This window comes from Microcoleus sp. Pol11C3 (genome assembly GCF_036701485.1).
In the GTDB taxonomy this organism is placed as follows: Bacteria; Cyanobacteriota; Cyanobacteriia; order Cyanobacteriales; family Microcoleaceae; genus Microcoleus.
Genome location: NZ_JAUBQW010000288.1, coordinates 1 through 1,861, shown reverse-complemented (window position 1 = coordinate 1,861; position 1,861 = coordinate 1). Strand labels below are relative to the sequence as shown.

At 50.9% G+C, this 1,861-nt stretch carries 1 protein-coding gene; it reads right to left on the bottom strand.

From position 1 onward, the window contains the following. Positions 1–241: 241 nt before the first annotated feature. Positions 242–1,621, bottom strand: coding sequence for a photosystem II reaction center protein CP43 (psbC, locus tag QUA40_RS28585; RefSeq protein WP_333132061.1), 1,380 nt, complete (start codon positions 1,619–1,621; stop codon positions 242–244). Positions 1,622–1,861: the final 240 nt, after the last annotated feature.

Sequence of the window (1,861 nt, the reverse complement as noted above, 5' to 3'; positions counted from 1 at the left end):
AATTCATGCCCTCACGTCAATTTTTAGGAATTCCTAACTGAGTGATGCGAGCATTACAGAGATTTTTGGGTGTTTTTTTTTTACTCACTATTATCCCCTGAATTTGCGTATGTGCCAGTTGGGGTGCGGAATGTGGGTGTCAACCACACTTTCCCCAAGATTCCCTTACAAAAAAAAGCTCCCGCCGTTAAGCAGGAGCTTTTTTCGATTAGACAATCAAATCAGAAATAAACTCGATCGATTAGTCTAAGTCTGGCATAGAAAGTACCGCTTCATTTTCGCGATCGATACCCTTCTCAAAGCCAGCGACAGCCGCGCGAGCGCGACCAGCGTGCCACAAGTGGCCGACCAAGAAGAAGAAACCCATCACAAAGTGGAAACAGGCCAGCCAAGAACGAGGTGACGTATAGTTAAACGCGTTAACTTCCGTTGCCAAGCCGCCCACAGAGTTCAGAGAACCCAAAGGAGCGTGAGTCATGTACTCAGCAGCGCGGCGAGCTTGCCAAGGCTGAATGTCGTTCTTGATTTTGTTCAAGTCCAAACCGTTAGTACCGCGCAAGGGTTCCAACCAAGGGCCTTGGAAATCCCAGAAACGCATCGTTTCACCGCCGAAAATGATTTCGCCAGTAGGAGAGCGCATCAGGTATTTACCCAGACCGGTGGGGCCTTGTGCAGAACCGACGTTAGCACCCAAGCGTTGGTCGCGGATCAGGAAGGTCAAAGCTTGCGCTTGAGAAGCTTCCGGGCCCGTCGGGCCGTAGAATTCGCTGGGGTAAGCAGTGTTGTTGAACCAGACAAAGCAGCAAGCGATGAAGCCCATCAGGGACAAAGCGCCCAAGCTGTAAGACAGGTAAGCTTCGCCAGACCAGATTAAGGCGCGGCGAGCCCAGCCGAAAGGCTTGGTCAAAATGTGCCAAACACCACCAGCGATACAAATCAGGCCAAGCCAGATGTGACCGCCGATGATGTCTTCCATGTTGTTGACGCTGACAACCCAGCCTTCGCCACCAAAAGGAGAGCGAACCAAGTAGCCAAAAATCACAGCCGGGTTCAGAGTGGGGTTCGTGATAATACGCACGTCGCCGCCACCCGGAGCCCAAGTGTCATAGACACCGCCGAAGAACATGGCCTTAGCAACCAGCAGCAAGCAACCGCCACCCAACAAAATTAGGTGATAGCCGATGATGTTGGTCATCTGGTTCTTGTCTTTCCAGTCGTAGCCGAAGAAAGAAGAGTATTCTTCGAGAACTTCCGGGCCGCGAACGGCGTGATAAATGCCGCCCAAACCGAGAACAGCAGATGAAATCAAGTGAAGAACGCCGACTACGAAGAACGGGAAGATATCCGTAACTTCACCGCCGGGGCCGACGCCCCAACCCAAAGTAGCGATGTGGGGCATCAAAATTAAGCCCTGTTCGTACATGGGCTTTTCTGGGATAAAGTGAGCGACTTCAAACAAAGTCATTGCACCGGCCCAGAACACGATCAAACCAGAGTGAGCGACGTGGGCGCCCAGCAATTTGCCAGATAGATTGATTAAACGAGCGTTGCCAGACCACCAAGCGAACCCGGAGGATTCTTGGTCGCGACCGCTTGCGTAGGAATTAGAGAGCGTTACCACCCGGTAGAACCTCCAACGATTTTAGATTTTGGATTGTGGGTTTTTTTGTTCCCTAGTAGGGCACGGGATCACCGCGCCTGCGCCGGGGAATAGGGATTGGGATTTCAGATTAATTTAAAAAAATTAAATTAATCTGAAATCCCAATCCAGATTTTTTTAAAGTGCGTTACCGCGAGGCAGAACTTCTTCAGGGAAGATGAAGTTTTCGTGAGGTTGGTCAGTCGGAGCCATCCAAGCACG